Origin of the sequence: Arthrobacter sp. AL05 (assembly GCF_029960715.1) — a bacterium.
Taxonomy (GTDB): Bacteria; Actinomycetota; Actinomycetes; order Actinomycetales; family Micrococcaceae; genus Arthrobacter.
Genome location: NZ_JASBRC010000006.1, coordinates 162,673 through 179,643 on the forward strand (window position 1 = coordinate 162,673; position 16,971 = coordinate 179,643).

Sequence of the window (16,971 nt, forward strand, 5' to 3'; positions counted from 1 at the left end):
CAGGCACCGGTAGGATTTTTTGGGCGGGCCTCCTGGCGCGCGAACACCTGTGGATTGCAGTGGCAAGGACTGATCATGAAAAAGACATCGACGTCGAGCTCGTCCACCGGCCCAGCTTCGGCGGATACTGCCCGGGAACATGGGCAGCCGTGGAGCGAACGCCCCTGGACCCGCGCGTACGGGCCGGGCGTACCGTCCCGCCTGGCGCTCCCGAAAGGCTCGCTCGTCGACCTCCTGGACAAGTCGGTGCGGCGTTATGGGTCGAAGACCGCGCTGGAGTTTTTCGGCGCCCGCACCAGCTACCGCGAGCTCGGCACGCTGATCAGCCGGGCCGCCGCCGGTCTGGAGAAGCTCGGCGTCAAGGCCGGCGACCGGGTCGCCCTCGTGCTGCCAAACTGCCCGCAGCACATCATTGCCTTCCATGCCGTGCTGCGCCTGGGCGCCGTTGTGGTCGAGCACAATCCGCTGTACACGGACCGGGAGCTGCGCCACCAGTTCGAGGATCACGGGGCCGTCGTCGCAATTGTTTGGGATAAAGCGGTGGAACGGGTCCGCCAGTTGCCGGCCGACGTTGGGCTGCGCAGCATCGTCTCGGTGGACCTCATTCCGGCGATGCCGCTGCTGCAGCGGCTGGCGCTGCGGCTTCCGGTTCCGGCGGCCCGTAAGGCCCGCGCTGCCCTCTCCGTGGGCAGCAAGCAGCCGAAGGCCCGGCCCGTAGCCGCCCCGCGAACGGTACTGCCGTGGCGGGACCTCCTCGACGCCGGCAGACTCAAAAAGAATCATCCGCGCCCCGCACCCCGGGACGTCGCAGTCCTTCAGTACACCTCCGGCACCACGGGGTTGCCCAAAGCGGCCATGCTCAGCCACGCCAATCTGCAAGCCAATGCCGCCCAGGGCAGGGCCTGGGTGCCCGGGCTCAAGGACGGCCGGGAGACCGTGTACGCGGTGCTGCCGATGTTCCATGCCTACGGGCTGACGCTCTGCATGACGTTTGCCTTGAGTATCGGCGCGAAACTGGTCCTGTTCCCTAAATTCGACGTCGATCTGGTGTTCAAGGCGCTCAAGAAGTCCCCTGCGACTTTCCTGCCGGCCGTGCCGCCGATCTACGACCGGATCGCTGCGGCCGCGGCGGAACGCGGCGTTGGGCTGGGAAGCATCCGCTTTGCCATCTCCGGCGCGATGAACCTGCCTACGGCGACCGTGGAGACCTGGGAAAAAGCGACCGGCGGCTACCTGATCGAGGGCTACGGACTCACCGAAACGTCTCCGATCGCGATTGGCAACCCTTTCGGCGCCAGCCGAAAGCCGGGCACCGTCGGGGTACCCTTCCCGTTGACCGACATTCGGGTGGTGGATCCCAGGAACGTCGCGCTGGACCGTGCGGCGGGCGAGGAGGGTGAACTGCTGATCCGCGGTCCGCAGGTATTCGCCGGCTATTGGAACCGGCCGGTGGAGACCGAGGAGGCCCTGCTCGACGGCGGTTGGTTCCGTACCGGAGACATCGTCTCCGTGGACGAGGACTACTTCGTGACCATTCGTGACCGGATCAAGGAACTCATCATCACCGGGGGCTTTAATGTCTCGCCCAGCGAAGTTGAAGACGTCATGGCCACGTTCCCGGGGGTTGCCGAAGTCTGCGTCGTCGGGCTGCCCCGCGCCGGCGGCGGCGAGGACGTGGTCGCCGCAGTCGTGCCGGCCGCCGGCACCAGCATTAACACCGACTCGCTCCTGGTCTTTGCCCGGAAACACCTGACCGCCTACAAGGTACCCCGCCGGGTGGTGGTCCTTGAGACGCTCCCCCGCTCGCTGATCGGCAAGGTCCTGCGCCGCGAGATCCGGGACACCCTCGCGGCAGTGCGCTGAGGCGAAGGATTACTGCCGGCCGCCGGCCGCACCAGGATTGAGACGCGCGATAGCCGCCGACAGGACGGCGGCGAACCCACACCACAACGCGTAGGGGGCCAGGGCCACGCCTGCACCGCGGTTCAATTGATATGTACGACGCACCAGATCGGCGCTGCTTGCGGTCAGCACAGCGCATTCCGCCGCTGCCAGCCACGGCCGGCGGGCACGCCAGAAAAGCCAACTCCATGTCGCGTTAAGAACCAAGTTGACTGCCAGGGCGCCCCGGTAGGCACGGATCTCCGCCGCTGCGATGCTGCCGTCTGGCGGATCCTCCGCCTCGCCGCTGTCCAGGGCGGCGGCGGAACTGACCGCGAGATCCGCATAGAGGGCAGTCCAGACCACTGGAAAGGCTATAACCGGCGGCTGCCAGCCCGGTTTCCGCAGCCCCCGGTACCAGCGGCTGTCCGGATCGGTGGCTAGGCCCCCGGCCGCTGCCGTGGCGGCGGTCGCTGCTGCGGTCCACACGGCTGTGCGCAGTTTCATGGCCCCTCATTGGGTGTTGTAATACCGGCACGGCCCGGGAGCAGGCGCTCGCTGATGAATTCGATGGTCCGGTCAAGGGCCGCCCTGGTCGGGTGGCCCGGGGTGTCCACCAGGTCCACGGTCAGCACACAATGTGCGGACTGGGCGATTCCGAGCGGGTTGCCCGGCGAGGAATCGATTTCTATCCCTTCGAAGCTCCCGCCGAATTCGCGCCGCATGGTTTCGAATCGCTCTGCCGGGCACGCCCGGTCGTTGCTGAACCGCAATCCGAGGAGCCGCAGCCCCTGGCTGGTCCGGTCCTTCACCCGGTCCAGTTCGACGTCGTCCAAACCTACAGCGGCCCGCCGCCGTGCCGTCAGGCCCGCGGGCAGCGCTGGCTGGCTCATAACAGGGGCGAGGACTGCGGGTTCCAGGGCCATGGCCAGCGCGAAGCTTCCGGTCATGCACATGCCGATCGCCCCGACGCCGGGACCCCCGCACTCCTGATGGGCGGTAGCGGCAAGGGCGCACAGCCAACCTGTGGCGGGACTGCTCCGGTTCGCCAGGACGGCGAATTCGCGCGAGACGCATACTTTCGCTATTGACTTCACAATTCCCTCACCCGCTTTTCCGCCGGGACGCCCAAACATGGAAGGAAGATAGACCGTGAATCCGCTCTCGATCAGCCTGCGCGCCAGGTCCAACACGCCCGGGTGGATCCCGGGGACCTCGTGGATCAGGACCACCGCCGGGCCCGCTCCCGCCCGGAACACCTGGTGGTGGATGCCGCCGTGGCTGAAGGTCGACTCGGTGAAGCCCGCCAGCGTTACCTTTTGCTCCGGCATCTAAGACCCTTTCGGATTCGGGCCGGCTCTCCCTGATTCACTTTGGCCGCACCGCCTACCGCACATGCTACGTAACCGCGGCGCCGCCGTCGACGGTGAATTCCTTCCGGCGCTCCGGGCCAACTACTAGGCCCGTCTCAGGACAAAAAGGTAGTCTGCTTGGTATCAGTGAAGCGCAGCCTAAACAGGCGGTGGTTGCAGAAGGGAAGTTCACGTGACCAGCAAGAACCCCCAGGTCGAGGAATACGACGACAAGGACCTCGTGGTCGGAGACGGTCCAAAGGACTGGGCCGCCGGCATCCCCGGAGTGATGCACTCCATGGTGCCTGCCATCGAGCACATGGGTGTGAACCGGACGCGCAAGACCGTTCTGGCGATGAATCAGAAGAAGGGTTTCGACTGCCCGAGCTGCGCGTGGCCGGACCCGAAGCACCGCAAGACCTTCGAGTTTTGTGAAAACGGCGCAAAGGCTGTCACCTGGGAGGCGACTCCGGTGGTCATTGGCAGTGAGTTCTGGGCGGAGCATTCCGTCAGCGAACTGCGGACCCGCTCCGAATACTGGCTGGGAATGCAGGGCCGGCTTACCGAGCCCGTCCACAAACCGGCCGGCGAGGACCACTACAAGCCGGTGAGCTGGCCGGAGGCGATCCGGATCGTCGCGGACAAGCTCAAGGGCCTGGACTCACCCGACGAGGCAGCGTTTTACACCAGCGGCCGCACGTCCAATGAAGCCGCCTTCCTCTACCAGTTGATGGTCCGCGGCTATGGCACGAACAACCTGCCGGACTGTTCCAACATGTGCCACGAGTCCTCGGGCTGGGCCATGGGCCAGACCATCGGCATTGGCAAGGCAACCGTGAGTTTCGACGACTACGCCAATGCCGACCTGATCATCATCATGGGCCAGAACCCGGGCACCAATCACCCGCGGATGCTTACCGAGCTGGAAGCATGCAAGGAAAACGGCGGCGAAATCGTTGCTGTCAATCCCCTGCCGGAGGCCGGGCTGCGCCGCTACAAGAACCCGCAGAAGGTCAAAGGCATCGTTGGCCGCGGCACGGAAATCGCTGACCAGTTCCTGCACATCCGCATCGGCGGTGACATGGCACTGCTGCAGGCAATCTCCAAACGTGTGCTCGACGCTGAGGCACAAAACCCCGGCACCGTGCTGGACCACGAGTTCCTGGCCGCGCACTGCGAAGGACTCGATGAGCTCAAGGAACACCTCAGCTACCTAGACGAGGAAGCGGTCCTGGCTGCGACCGGCCTGCGAACCGAAGAAATTGACGAACTGGCGTCGCGCTACCTGAAAGCCGAGAAAGTCATTATCACCTGGGCCATGGGCATCACGCAGCAGAAGAAGGGCGTGGCAACCATTAAGGAGATCATCAACCTGCTGCTGTTGCGTGGAAACATGGGCAAGCCCGGCGCCGGAGCCTCCCCTATCCGGGGGCACAGCAACGTCCAGGGCGACCGCACCATGGGTATCTGGGAGCAGATGCCGCAGTCCTTTATGGACGCCCTCGGCGATGAGTTCGGCTTCGAACCGCCCCGGGAACACGGTGTGGACGCCGTGGAAACCATCAACAAAATGCGCGATGGGGGGATCAGGTTCTTTATGGCTCTCGGCGGAAACTTTGTAGGCGCCATGGCAGACACCAACGCCACCGAAGCGGCCATGGCGGGAACTGAGCTTTCCGTGCAGGTATCCACGAAACTCAACCGCTCCCACGCTGTGACAGGCGCGGAGGCCCTGATCCTGCCCACGATGGGCCGGACGGAGATTGACATCCAGGAGTCCGGACCGCAGTTCGTCTCCGTGGAGGATACCGTCTGCGCCGTGCACCCTTCCTGGGGAAGCGTTGAACCGGTCTCGCACCACTTGCTGTCCGAGACGGCGATTGTCAGCCGGCTCGGCAAAGCGCTGGTTGGGGACCGGATCAAGGCCGACTGGGACGGCTTCGAGAAGAACTACGACCTGGTCCGTGACCACATTTCGCGGGTCGTGGGCGGTTGCGAGGACTACAACACCCGGATCAGGCAGGAAGGTGGCTTCATTCTCGAGAACGGACCGCGGGATTCCCGGACGTTCCCCACCCCGACCGGCAAAGCTGTGCTGACTGTCAACGATCTGGAGCACGTGCAGAAGCCGGAGGGAACCCTGATCCTGCAGACCATGCGCTCCCATGACCAGTTCAACACCACCATCTACGGGCACAATGACCGCTACCGGGGTATCAAGAAGGGCCGCGATGTGGTCTTCGTGAACCCGGATGACATCGTGGAGCTGGGCCTTGCCGACGGAATGTTGGTTGACATCCGGGGCGAGTACCGGGACGGCGTGGAGCGTGTCATCCGGAAGTTCCGTGTGGTGTCCTACCCGACCGCACGGGGCTGCGCCGCTGCCTACTACCCGGAGGCCAATGTGCTGGTGCCCCTGGACCATACGGCCGACGGCAGCAACACGCCAGTGTCCAAGGCCGTGATCGTCAAGCTTGAGCCCAGCCCGGACCAGGCAGCGAACAGTTCGAGCTCGCTGGCATCCGGCGCGGCGCAGCTGCGGTAGAAGGCTTTCCCGCGGGACATGCCCAGCCCTGACCGGGCCCACTGGACATCATGGAACAATGTCCAGTCTCCGGAACCAGGGGTGGGCATGTCCCGCGGGTTTGCCCGCAGCTCCCACGGGGTTTGCAGCCGCTCCCGTGTTGGCTTGCCGGCTGCTGCGGCTATTGTGCCCGCTTCGCCCAGCCCTCTTCGTCGGGTCCGCCCGACTCGCCATGCTCACAGAGCTCAAGAACCTTGTTGGCGGCGGCGTGGACGGCCTCATCGGTCCCCTTGCGGCCCTCGGTCGAAGCGGTTCCCGCGGCGAATCCGACGATGAATGCGCTGACGGCATCGGCGTGCGGCCCCACGGCTTTGAGTGACTCGTCTGCGACTTGAACGATTTTCTCGTGGTCTACTTCCAGGTCAAGAATCTGCAGCGCCTGAATCAGGCGGGCACTCCAATGCCGCAGTGAGCTGTCTTCGTCCCGGGTCAAAGTCATGTATGGCTCCTCGTCGTAGCGGTAGGTGGGTGATTATCTACCCCCACTAGGGTTAGCACCGACCCCGGTGTTTCGCAACGCGAGACAGTCAAACCCGGCGGGGAAGCTTCAGCTCCACAGTGCGACGTGAAACTTCGGTCCCCGGCGTTCCAAGCCCCTCGAACCGCCGGGGGCCGTCATCGCAGCAGTCGCATCCGCGGTTCCGGCGAAGCGCTGCAGCGTCTGCGCCATGGTGGTGGTCCGGCGGTGGTCCAGGGTGCTCGCCCACCACAGTCCGGTGACCGGTGTCCCGACGACGGGTACCCGGGCGAGTGAGCCGCCCTGGAGTTCGGTTCGGACATTGTTGCCGAGCGCCAGCATGATGCCCTCCCCCGCCCGCACCGCTGCCAGGGCCTCCGTCTCGCTGCTGAGCCGGATGATCTCCGGCGCCACTCCCAGCGTGGCCAGCCAACGGCCCTCCTCCGAGCTGTTTTGGATCCCCGCCGGACCGGCGAACCAGGGCCGGTCCAGCAACCGGGCCGCCGTAACCGGTCCGTGCAGCCGGGCCAGCGGATGCACCGCCGCCGCTACCAAAACACGCTGGTAGCGCAGGAACGCAACGCACTCCATTCCCGCTCCGATGCCGACGGTGCCGGCCGGAGACCTCGGCCGGGCGCCGAGGGCGATGTCGTACGCGCGCTCCTGCAGCAGCGAGGCCAGATCGTCGGCGGACTCGACCACTACGTCCACTGCAGCTCCGGGGACACGCTGGGTGAAGAGATCCAGCAACCGACCGGCAGCGTGTTCGGCAAAGGGAGCGGTCGATGCAATCCTCAGCCGTCCGGCGTCGTTCTTGGCGTTCGCCACCTGCCAGCGCGCTTGGTCTGCCATGCCGACTATGTCCTGGGCGTAGTCCGCCAGGGCGCGGCCCCCCGGCGTGAGCGCGATGCCCCCTCCGGCACGCACAAAGAGCGGGTCGCCAAGGTCCAGCCGGAGCGCCGCCAGGGCCGCGGAAACTGCCGGTTCACTGACTCCGAGGGTTTCCGCGGCAGCGTGCAGCGACCCCAGGCGGGCGACCAGGGCGAACGTGCGGAGCTGGCTTAATGTCATGGCCACAGCGTCATAACCTTTCGCTTATGACGATATTGACACTGCGTATCAGGTGAGGCAAGACTTGCCCCAAATCGGTGCTGCGCGACGTTGCCAGCGCCCCGGGGTGAGGTGGGAACAATGCAGATTCCGGCTCCTTTTGACTACGTGCGGGCCACTTCCGTGGACAACGCCCTGGAGCTCCTCTCCCGCCACGGGCCGGAGTCGCGGGTCATCGCCGGGGGGCACAGCCTCCTGCCGATGATGAAGCTCCGGCTCTCCCGGCCCGAATGGCTGATCGACATCAACGACCTTTACGAGCTCGACTTCGTCCTTCGTGACGGCGACACGCTTCGTATCGGCGCCCTGACGCGCCACTCGACCCTGCTGGAATCTGACGAGATCGCGGCGCTCTTCCCGATCGTCCGCGACGCCGAAGCGGTGATCGCCGATCCGGTCGTGCGCAACAGAGGAACCATCGGCGGATCGCTCTGCCAGGCCGATCCGGCCGAGGACCTGTCCACGGTCTGCGACGTGCTGGGTGCCGAAGCCGTGATCCGGGGACCCGCCGGCGAGCGCGTCCTGGCCATTGCCGACTTCCACCGAGGGCCCTATGAGACGGCGGTGGGCCAGGACGAACTGCTGTGCGAGCTCCGCTTCCCCATCCGCCCCCGCGCGGGCAGCGCCTACGAAAAGGTCGAACGACGAGTGGGCGACTGGGCTGTCGGCGCCGCCGGCGCGTTCGTGACGCTCGCAGCAGATGGCACTATTACTGACGCCGCCGTCGGGCTCACCGCCCTCGGCCTGGACCACACTGTCGCCGGGGCCGTTGAACTGCTCCGCGGCCAGCAGCCCCGGGAGGAACTGTTCGTGGCGGCCGGACGGCTCGCCGCGGCAGCCTGCGACCCGGTGGCCGACCAGCGCGGCCCCATCGACTACAAACGGCACCTCGCTGACGAGCTCACCCGGCGGGTACTGCGGCAGGCCTGTGCCCGCGCCGCCCAGACACAGGAAGGCTGAAGCGGATGCAAATCAGCATGACCGTCAACGGCAACGAAGTCACCAACGACATTGAGCCCCGTGTGCTCCTGGTCCACTACATCCGCGAGGTCCTGGGCCTGACCGGCACCCATTGGGGATGCGACACCAGCAACTGCGGCACCTGCGTGGTCCTGATGGACGGCCAGCCGGTGAAGTCCTGCACGGTCCTCGCGGCGATGGCGGCAGGACACGACATCCGCACCGTCGAAGGGCTCGCCAGCGGCGCAACCCTTGACCCTGTCCAGCAGGGCTTTATGGAGGAACACGGGCTGCAGTGCGGCTTCTGCACTCCCGGCATGATGCTGACCGCCCGTGCCCTGCTGGACAAGAACCCGCACCCGGACAGCACCGAGATCAGGAAGGCCATTTCGGGCCAGATCTGCCGGTGCACCGGCTACGCCACGATCGTCCGGTCGGTGCAGTGGGCAGCCTCCCACCCGGCGGGCGCCGACAGCGTCGCCACGGTCGACGAGGTCATCGACGGAACCGACACCGTGGTTGAGGACATCGCAGCGCACACGGAAGACGCAGAGGTGAAGGCATGACAGTCATCCACGAACGGCCGTCCAATCCGGCGGCCGGTGACTCGGACCGCCCGATCGGCTACGGCCGGATCCAGCGCAAGGAGGACCCGCGCTTTGTGCGGGGCAAAGGCAACTACCTGGACGACATTGTCCTGCCCGGCATGCTGCATGGCGCCATCCTGCGCGCCCCCGTCGCGCACGCCCGGCTGGTCTCCATCGACACCACCAATGCCCTCGCCCACCCCAAGGTCCTCGCCGTCATTACCGGCAAGGACCTGCTTGGCCTCAAGCTCGCGTGGGCCCCCACGCTCTCGGCGGATGTCCAGGCAGTCCTCGTAACTGACAAGGTCCGCTTCCAGGGCCAGGAAGTCGCCTTCGTCGTGGCCGAGGACCGCTACGCAGCCCGCGACGCGCTCGAGCTGATTGACGTCGAATACGACGTCCTGCCCCCGGTCATCGACGCCCGGAAGGCCCTCGACGCCGGCGCCCCCGTGATCCGCGACGAGATCGAGGGCCGGACGGACAACCACATTTTCGACTGGGAAATGGGCGACAAAGCCGAAACCGAAGCCGTCTTCGCGAGCGCCGATGTCGTTGTCTCACAGGAGATCGTCTACCCGCGCGTGCACCCCGCCCCGATGGAGACGTGCGGCGCGATTGCCGACTTCGACGCCGTCGACGGCAAGCTGACCCTGTACGAAACCACGCAGGCCCCGCATGCCCACCGCACCCTGTTCGCGATCGTCGCCGGGATCCCCGAGCACAAGATCCGTGTGGTGTCCCCGGACATCGGCGGCGGCTTTGGCAACAAGGTCGGCATCTACCCCGGCTACATCCTCGCCGTCGTCGGCTCGATCGTCACCGGCCGCCCGGTGAAATGGGTGGAGGACCGCTCCGAGAACCTGATGTCCACCTCCTTCGCCCGCGACTACATCATGCAGGGCGAGATTGCGGCCACCAAGGAAGGCAAGATCCTCGCGGTGCGCACCAACGTCCTGGCCGACCACGGTGCGTTCAACGCCACTGCGCAGCCCACTAAGAACCCGGCCGGCTTCTTCTCCATCTTCACCGGAAGCTATGACTTGAAAGCCGCGTACTGCTCCGTCACTGGCGTCTATACGAACAAGGCACCCGGCGGCGTCGCCTACGCCTGCTCGTTCCGCGTCACGGAGGCCGTTTACCTCGTCGAGCGGATGGTGGACATCCTGGCCCGCAAACTGGAAATGGACCCGGCGGAACTGCGGCTGAAGAACTTCATCAAGCCCGAACAGTTCCCTTACGCCAATAAGACCGGCTGGGTGTACGACTCCGGCAACTACGAGCCCGCGATGCGGCTCTCGATGCAGCTCGCCGGCTACGACGAGCTGCGCCGCGAGCAGCAGGAGAAGCGCGCCCGGGGCGAACTGATGGGGATCGGCATCTCCTTCTTCACCGAGACCGTTGGTGCCGGCCCCCGCAAGCACTTCGACATTGTGGGCCTCGGCATGGCCGACGGTGCCGAACTGCGGGTCCATCCCACCGGCAAGGCAGTGGTCCGCCTCTCGGTGCAAAGCCAGGGCCAAGGCCACGAAACGACGTTCGCGCAGATCGTCGCCGAAGAACTGGGCATCCCGCCGGAAGACATCGACGTCGTCCACGGCGACACCGACCAGACGCCGTTCGGCCTCGGCACCTACGGGAGCCGCTCGACGCCGGTGAGCGGCGGCGCCGTCGCCCTCGTCGCCCGCAAGGTGCGGGAGAAGGCGAAGCTGATCGCCGCAGCCATGCTGGAGACCCGGCCCGAGGACCTCGAATGGGAGAAAGGCCGCTGGTTCGTCAAAGGAGATCCCAGCGCCGGGAAGACCATCTCGGAAATCGCCATGGCTGCCCATGGCACCATGACGTTGCCCGAGGGTGTTGATGGCAACCTCGACGCCGAGGTCACCTACGACCCGCCGAACCTCACGTTCCCGTTCGGAGCCTACATCTGCGTGGTCGACATCGATCCGGGCACCGGGCACGTCAAGGTCCGTCGCTTCATCGCCGTCGACGACTGCGGCACCCGGATCAACCCGATGATCATCGAGGGCCAGGTCCACGGCGGGCTGACCGACGGCGTCGGGATGGCCCTGATGGAGATCATCGAGTTCGACGCCGACGGCAACTGCCTGGGTGGATCGTTTATGGACTACCTGATCCCCACCGCGATGGAGGTGCCGGACTGGGAGACCGGATTCACGGTCACGCCGTCCCCGCACCACCCCATTGGGGCGAAAGGCATCGGCGAGTCCGCCACCGTCGGCTCACCGCCGGCGATTGTGAATGCCGTCGTCGACGCACTGGCCCCCTACGGGGTGGTTCACATGGACATGCCCTGCACACCGGCCCGGGTCTGGGCCGCCATGCAGGGCCGGGCAAGGCCGCCGATCTGACATGGCACCGACTGGAGATTCCCTCGCGGCCCGGGCGAATGACCTCGCCTCCCGCCGTGAGCCGTTTGTGCACGCCACTGTGGTCCGGGCCCAGCACCCCACCAGCGCCCACGCCGGGGATACAGCCCTCATCCTGCCCGGCGGCGAGATCCAGGGCTTCGTCGGCGGGAGCTGCGTCGAGTCCTCGGTGCGGGAGTACAGCCTGCAGGTCCTGGCCTCGCAGGAACCCCTGCTGCTGCGCGTTGTCCCCGGCGAGCCGTCCCGCAGTGCTGAGGAGGGGGCTGTTGAGGTGTCCAACCCCTGCCTGAGCGGCGGGGCGATCGAGATCTTCCTTCAGCCGCGCATCCCGGCGCCCCGGGTTCTGGTGGTCGGTACAACGCCCGTGGCCCAGGCGCTCGAGAGCCTCGGCTCCGGCGTCGGAATGGCAGTGGAACTCACGGACGGCGAATCCGCGGCTCCGCGGGGAGACGACGCAGCGCTGATTGTGGCCTCCCACGGCAAGGCGGAGGAGGCCGCGCTTGAGTCCGCACTGCGTGCCGGGGTGCCGTATGTCGCGCTTGTGGCCAGTGGGACCCGGGGCGCAGCGGTACTGGAATCCCTTGACGTCGACCCGGCGCAGCGTTCGCGGGTGTTCACCCCGGCCGGCTTGCAGCTGGGGGCCCGCACTCCCGGCGAAATCGCGCTCTCGATCCTGGCGCAGCTCATCCAGGAGCGGTCGACATCACGGCAGCCGGCGACGGCAGACCCGGCGACGGCAGCGGAAGTTCCGCCCACCGCGATCGACCCGGTCTGCGGCATGTCCGTTGCGGCGGCCGACTCCTCGATCCACCTTGCGCACAACGGTGTGACCGTCTACTTCTGTTCACCCGGCTGCCGTGCCGCCTTCCGCAAAGATCCGGAGCACTATGACCTCACCCCCTGAACGTCCACCCGCACGGCACCGGACGGCGGGGCTGATCCTGGCGGCCGGAGCGTCGCGGCGCCTGGGCCGGGCCAAGCAGCTGCTTCCCTACGGGACGGGGGTGCTCCTCGACGCCGTGCTTGCTGTCGCCCGGGACTGCGGCCTTGAGCAGACCGTGCTGGTCCTGGGAGGCTCTGCCGGGGAGGTCCGGCGCACGGTCGACACCACAGGCTGCGAGATTGTGCTCAACCCGGACTTCGGGGCGGGCTGTTCCTCCTCGATCGCCGCCGGCATCGCTGCTCTCCACCCGGAAACGGGCGCCGTGCTCCTGCTGCTTGGTGACCAGCCGGGTGTCCGTTCCGTCGACGCCCGCGCCCTGCTGCGGCTCCTGGCCGCTGATACGGATCATGGTGGAAAAAATGCCCCCGGCATCGCCGTCTGCCGCTACGACGACGGCGTCGGCCACCCCCTGGCGTTTACCCGTCGGATGCTCCCGGACCTGGCCGCCCTGCACGGCGACAAGGCAGTCTGGAAGCTGCTGGAGCAGCGGTCCGACGACGCGGTCGAACTTCGCGTTCCGGGACCCGTGCCGCTCGACGTCGACACCGACGAGGACTACCGGCGGGTCCTGGCCGGGCTGGAGGGCGAGCTGTGAACGCCGCTGCGCGCGCCGGCGCGGAGGAGGATATCCAGCGGCGGATCCCCGACGTTGCGTCCCTGGTCTCGGCGCTGGACAGCAGCGACTACCTGGCCGACGTCGGACTGGCCACCGCGCTGTTCCTGGCCGTCCGGCTGCCTCAGCCACTTCTCCTGGAGGGCGAAGCGGGCGTCGGCAAGACCGAGGTGGCGAAGACCCTTGCCGGACTGCTGGATACGCCGCTGTACCGGCTGCAGTGCTACGAGGGGATCGACGCCGGCGAGGCCCTCTACGAGTGGAACCACCAGCGGCAGCTCCTCGGCATCCGGCTTGCCGAAGTGCGGGATGCCTCCGTGACCGAGACCGACCTCTTCGGCCCGGAGTACCTGCTGCGCCGGCCGCTGCTGCAGGCGATCGAACATCCCGGACCGCGCCCGGCGGTGCTGCTGCTGGACGAGATCGACCGCGCCGACGCCGAATTCGAGGCCTTCACCTTCGAATTGCTCGCCGAAGCCGCCGTCACGATCCCGGAACTGGGCACCATCCGGGCCACCCATCCCCCGATCGTTATTCTGACTTCCAACCGGACACGGGACCTGCACGATGCCCTGACGCGGCGATGCCTGTACCACTGGATCGATTACCCCGGTCCGGAGCGGATCGCTGAAATTGTCCGCCGCCGTGTGCCTGCCAGCAGCGGCCCGCTCGCTTTGCAGGCCGCCGCCATGATCACCAGGCTACGCACGCTGGACCTCGCGAAACCGCCGGGGATCTCCGAGGCCATCGACTGGGTGTCCGCCCTCGCCGTGCTTGGCATCGAGCACATTGACTCGACGACAGCGGAACGAACCCTCGGGTCGATCGTCAAGAACCGCGACGACCTGGAACTGGTTGGCGCCCGGGGGGCCAACTGGCTTGTGGCCGGTGCAGGCGGGTGAGCGCGTTGACCGCCGGAACAGTCCAGGATACGGCCCCCGTGCCCCCCGCAGTGGAGGCGGCCGCCTTGTCCGCTGCGTTTGTCACCGCCCTGCGCAGGGCCGGGCTATCGTGCTCTCCGGACCGGGCAGTCCGGCTGGCCGAGGCTCTCCGCCTGGTCCCTCCGGCCGACGTCGAAACCCTCTATTGGGCATCCCGGGTGGTCTTGGTGTCAGCTCACGGACAGCTTCCCGCGTTCGATGCCGTCTTCGCTGCCGTATTCCGCGCCGGATTCGACCCCGCTGCACCGCCGCGCACCACCGCCCCGGCCGCCCCGCCGCCCGGCCCCCCGGAGCAGGCACGCACCAGGCCCTCCCCGGCCGAGGACCGTGCCCCGGGCAACGCGCCGGCCGACCCGCGGGCGACGCCGCCGGTTGCCGCCGCGGGACCGGACAGCGACGGGGACAACCACGCCCCGGAACGGGAAGCAGTCCTCGCCATGGCCTCCACCGATGAGCAGTTGCACGCGATGGCTTTCGCTCAGCTGACCGACGCGGAAGTCCTGGAAATCCGGCGGCTGGCGTCCGGGTTGCTGCTCGCCACCCCCACGAGATTGAGCCGCCGCACCCGCAAGTCCACCCACAGCAGCGCCCGGCTGGACGTCCGCGCCACGGTCCGCGCGTCGCGGCGCTCCGGCACCGACACGACGGGGCTGTTGTACGCACGGCGCCGTGAGCAGCGCCGGAAGCTCGTGATGCTGTGCGACGTCTCCGGTTCGATGGAACCGTACGCGCGGATCTTCATCTCACTGCTGCAGGGAGCCGTGGCAACAGCCGGCGCCGAGGCCTTCGGGTTTTCCACCCGGCTGACGCGTCTGACCCGGCAGCTGGCGCTACGCGACCCGGACGAGGCCCTGGCCCGCGCCGCGGAGGCCGCCCCGGACTGGGCCGGCGGCACCCGTATTGCCGACAGCATCAGGCACTTCGTTGATGACCACGGCCGCCGCGGGCTGGCACGGGGCGCGGTGGTGGTCATTTTCTCGGACGGCTGGGCGCAGGAGGACCCCGACAACGTCGCGGCGCAGATGGCACGGCTGCGGCGCCTGGCCCAACGGATTATCTGGGTCAATCCGCGCAAGGCAGCCCCGGAATACCAGCCGCTGGCGGGCGGCATGGCGGCCGCGCTGCCATACTGTGACGCCTTCGTCAGCGGACACAGCTACACGGCTTTGGCTGCGGTGGCGGCCGCAATCCGCGGCGACAGCCAGCCATCACTCAAGGGAAGAGGGAACTGATGCAAATAGACAGCACCTTTGCGGTCGTAGCACCGATCGGCACCGTCTGGGACACCATTATGGACTTTGAACGTGTGGCTGGCTGCGTCCCAGGCGCCAAAATCCTGAACAAACTCTCCGACGACGCCTACCAGGTGGGCATGGGCGTGAAACTGGGCCCGGTTAACATGCAGTACAAAGGCCTGCTCAACGTGATCGAGCGCAATGCCGGCGAACACCGTGCCGTACTCGGCGGAAAAGCCCAGGAAACCCGCGGCCAGGGCACCGCCGAAGCCACAGTGACGCTGCTTCTGACGGAAGAGGCAGGCGGCACAACCCGAGGGACAGTCAAGGCCGAGCTATCGCTTTCCGGCAAGGCCGCCGCGATGGGCAAGGGTGTGATCGGCAGCGTCACCGAACAGATGATGACCCTCTTCGCCAGCAATCTGCAGGCCATGATCGCCGCGCCCGCCGCGCCCGGCACCGTTCCGGCAGACGGGGTCCCCGGACCGGTGGCCGCCCCGGAAGCCGGGGCCGCAGCGGTGGCCCCGGCGCCGTCGTCGGAACTTCCGGGACTGCGGCCGGGCGCCGTGCCAGCAGCGGGCGCGCCTGCCCCGACAACCGCCCCGGCATCTGCCACCGCCGGCAGTTTGGACGCACTCAGCCTCGCCAAGGGCATTGCAACGGATCAGCTCTCCAGCCCTGTCAAGGTGCTGGCACTTGTAGCCGTGGTGGCGTGCATCTCCTACGTGGCCGGGCGGCTCTCGGCGTTCCGCCTGATCCGGGCGATTGGCAGGCTGAAGTCCGACCGTGCGTGATGTCCTGGCGGCCATGATGACGGGCTGGCGGAGGGGTGACACCGCCGGCCTCGCCACGGTGGTGGGCACGTTCGAGTCAGCCCCCCGCCTCCCTGGGGCGTCCATGCTTGTCACGGCTGAGGGGACGGCAGCCGGCTCGGTCTCCGGCGGCTGCGTCGAAGGTGCTGTGTACGAGCTGGCCACGCAGGTCAGGCAGGACGGCACTCCCGTCCTGGTGCGCTACGGGATCAGTGACGACGACGCGTTCGCCGTCGGTCTGAGCTGCGGCGGGATTATCGACATCTTCGTGGAGCCGGTTTCCCGGCAACGCTTCGCCGAACTCGACGCCGTCAGGCAGGACATCGACGACGGACGGCGCGTCGGGGTCGCGACAGTGATCGAACACCCGGACAGCAGCTGGCTGGGCCGGCACCTGATTGTGCGGTCCGACGGTTTCGAAGGCGACCTCGGGTCCGGGCGGGCAAATCATGCCGTGGGCGATGACACCCAGGGCCTGCTCGCCGCGGGACGCTCCGGCATCCTGAGCTACGGCCCCGATGGCGAGCGGCTGGACACCGGGATGCGGGTCTTCTTCGCGAGCTACGCGCCGCCGCCGCGAATGCTCATTTTCGGCGCGATCGATTTCGCTTCTGCGCTGGCCCGGTTGGGGACCTTTCTCGGCTACCGCGTCACGGTGTGCGATGCGAGGGCCATTTTCGTTACGCCCGCCCGCTTTCCCGACGCCGCAGAGGTCATCAACGCCTGGCCGCACCGCTACCTCGCCGAGCAGCTGGAACAGGACCTGGTGGATGAGCGCACCGTGATGTGCGTTCTGACCCACGATCCGAAGTTCGATATTCCACTGTTGGACGTTGCCCTGCGCGGCCGGCCCGTGGCTTTTATTGGTGCCATGGGTTCGCGCCGGACCCATGACCATCGGGTCGCGAGGCTGCGTGAGGCGGGAGTGGACGAGGAAGCGCTGGCGCGGCTGCACAGCCCCGTGGGACTCGACCTTGGCGCGCGGACTCCCGAGGAGACAGCGGTGTCCATCGCTGCCGAGTTCATTGCCAAGCAGTGGGGCGGCAGCGGGGCAGCACTTCGGCAACTCGAGGAACGCATTCACCACGAAGAGCAGCATTGACCGGGCT

At 67.2% G+C, this 16,971-nt stretch carries 15 protein-coding genes; 11 read left to right on the top strand and 4 right to left on the bottom strand.

What is annotated here, in order from left to right:
• Positions 1-75: 75 nt before the first annotated feature.
• Entirely contained in the window at positions 76-1,863 is a 1,788-nt protein-coding gene (locus QK287_RS09940) for a long-chain-fatty-acid--CoA ligase (protein ID WP_282359959.1), read from the top strand.
• A 9-nt stretch (positions 1,864-1,872) separates the two neighbouring features.
• On the opposite strand, the gene QK287_RS09945 is transcribed toward QK287_RS09940, so the two are convergent.
• Together QK287_RS09945 and QK287_RS09950 are read right to left on the bottom strand one after the other, a co-directional pair.
• A complete protein-coding gene (locus QK287_RS09945) occupies positions 1,873-2,388 on the bottom strand; it encodes a TspO/MBR family protein (protein WP_282359960.1) in 516 nt (171 codons plus the stop codon).
• Positions 2,385-3,212 carry a dienelactone hydrolase family protein gene (locus QK287_RS09950; protein ID WP_226773159.1) on the bottom strand — a complete coding sequence of 276 codons (828 nt, stop codon included), beginning with the start codon at positions 3,210-3,212 and terminating at the stop codon, positions 2,385-2,387. Before QK287_RS09950 ends, QK287_RS09945 begins: the two co-directional genes overlap by 4 nt.
• A 214-nt stretch (positions 3,213-3,426) precedes the next feature.
• Here QK287_RS09950 and QK287_RS09955 point away from each other — a divergent pair, with 214 nt between their 5' ends.
• Entirely contained in the window at positions 3,427-5,778 is a 2,352-nt protein-coding gene (locus QK287_RS09955) for an FdhF/YdeP family oxidoreductase (RefSeq protein WP_282359961.1), read from the top strand.
• A 160-nt stretch (positions 5,779-5,938) separates the two neighbouring features.
• Here the strand turns inward: QK287_RS09955 and QK287_RS09960 are convergent, their stop codons facing one another.
• Both QK287_RS09960 and QK287_RS09965 read right to left on the bottom strand, forming a co-directional pair.
• The gene (locus QK287_RS09960; RefSeq protein ID WP_226773161.1) at positions 5,939-6,256 is read right to left on the bottom strand and encodes a DUF6457 domain-containing protein; all 318 of its coding nucleotides are present in this window, start codon (positions 6,254-6,256) and stop codon (positions 5,939-5,941) included.
• 108 nt (positions 6,257-6,364) lie between these two features.
• Positions 6,365-7,345, bottom strand: a complete 981-nt coding sequence (locus QK287_RS09965; RefSeq protein WP_226773162.1) for a LysR family transcriptional regulator — start codon at positions 7,343-7,345, stop codon at positions 6,365-6,367.
• A 120-nt stretch (positions 7,346-7,465) separates the two neighbouring features.
• On the opposite strand from QK287_RS09965, the gene QK287_RS09970 reads away from it, so the two are divergent.
• Genes QK287_RS09970 through QK287_RS10010 form a run of 9 tightly spaced genes read left to right on the top strand, consistent with a single transcriptional unit; the run spans position 7,466 to position 16,964 of the window.
• Positions 7,466-8,344: a xanthine dehydrogenase family protein subunit M gene (locus tag QK287_RS09970; RefSeq protein ID WP_282359962.1), complete on the top strand. Its 879-nt coding sequence runs from the start codon at positions 7,466-7,468 to the stop codon at positions 8,342-8,344.
• A gap of 5 nt (positions 8,345-8,349) precedes the next feature.
• Complete coding sequence (locus QK287_RS09975) at positions 8,350-8,910, top strand: (2Fe-2S)-binding protein (RefSeq protein ID WP_282359964.1); 561 nt, start codon at positions 8,350-8,352, stop codon at positions 8,908-8,910.
• Positions 8,907-11,300, top strand: coding sequence for an aerobic carbon-monoxide dehydrogenase large subunit (locus QK287_RS09980; RefSeq protein ID WP_282359966.1), 2,394 nt, complete (start codon positions 8,907-8,909; stop codon positions 11,298-11,300). The genes QK287_RS09975 and QK287_RS09980 overlap by 4 nt, the downstream gene beginning before the upstream one ends.
• Position 11,301: 1 nt before the next feature.
• The gene (locus QK287_RS09985) at positions 11,302-12,222 is read left to right on the top strand and encodes an XdhC family protein (RefSeq protein ID WP_226773165.1); all 921 of its coding nucleotides are present in this window, start codon (positions 11,302-11,304) and stop codon (positions 12,220-12,222) included.
• Positions 12,206-12,856 (top strand): nucleotidyltransferase family protein, encoded by a 651-nt coding sequence (locus QK287_RS09990; RefSeq protein WP_226773166.1) that lies wholly within the window; start codon positions 12,206-12,208, stop codon positions 12,854-12,856. The genes QK287_RS09985 and QK287_RS09990 overlap by 17 nt, the downstream gene beginning before the upstream one ends.
• Positions 12,853-13,776 carry a MoxR family ATPase gene (locus tag QK287_RS09995; RefSeq protein WP_226773167.1) on the top strand — a complete coding sequence of 308 codons (924 nt, stop codon included), beginning with the start codon at positions 12,853-12,855 and terminating at the stop codon, positions 13,774-13,776. The genes QK287_RS09990 and QK287_RS09995 overlap by 4 nt, the downstream gene beginning before the upstream one ends.
• Positions 13,777-13,814: 38 nt before the next feature.
• The gene (locus QK287_RS10000; protein ID WP_282359968.1) at positions 13,815-15,047 is read left to right on the top strand and encodes a VWA domain-containing protein; all 1,233 of its coding nucleotides are present in this window, start codon (positions 13,815-13,817) and stop codon (positions 15,045-15,047) included.
• The gene (locus QK287_RS10005; protein WP_226774356.1) at positions 15,047-15,844 is read left to right on the top strand and encodes an SRPBCC family protein; all 798 of its coding nucleotides are present in this window, start codon (positions 15,047-15,049) and stop codon (positions 15,842-15,844) included. Before QK287_RS10000 ends, QK287_RS10005 begins: the two co-directional genes overlap by 1 nt.
• Entirely contained in the window at positions 15,837-16,964 is a 1,128-nt protein-coding gene (locus tag QK287_RS10010; protein WP_226774355.1) for an XdhC family protein, read from the top strand. Before QK287_RS10005 ends, QK287_RS10010 begins: the two co-directional genes overlap by 8 nt.
• The last annotated feature ends 7 nt before the right edge of the window (positions 16,965-16,971 follow it).